The sequence below is a fragment of the Pseudoalteromonas aliena genome, assembly GCF_038155085.1.
GTDB classification, from domain to species: domain Bacteria; phylum Pseudomonadota; class Gammaproteobacteria; order Enterobacterales; family Alteromonadaceae; genus Pseudoalteromonas; species Pseudoalteromonas aliena_A.
In genome coordinates this window covers 1-254 of sequence record NZ_JBAKAU010000067.1, presented here as the reverse complement: position 1 = coordinate 254, position 254 = coordinate 1, and the positions used below count along the sequence as shown (strand labels likewise).

The 254-nt window shown below is 41.3% G+C and carries 1 pseudogene; it reads left to right on the top strand.

From position 1 onward, the window contains the following. Window positions 1-254, top strand: a pseudogene (locus tag V6260_RS18575) (porin); the annotation flags it as partial.

Sequence of the window (254 nt, the reverse complement as noted above, 5' to 3'; positions counted from 1 at the left end):
TGGTGATGTAGCACTTAAAAAGAGCTCTATTTATGCGTCAGTTGCAGCTGATCGCGAAGTAAATGGCTACGATGTTGTACGTGCGTCACTCCAAGGTAAAGTTGAAAACTTTAAACTAGGCGCAATGTACCAAACGCAAGAATCTGTAGATGGCAGTGCAGAAGCGGATTGTTACTTATTTAATGCAGCTTACAGCATGTGTAAAAAAACCTTGAAAGTACAGTACCAAGCAATGGACTTTGACGATAGCGATG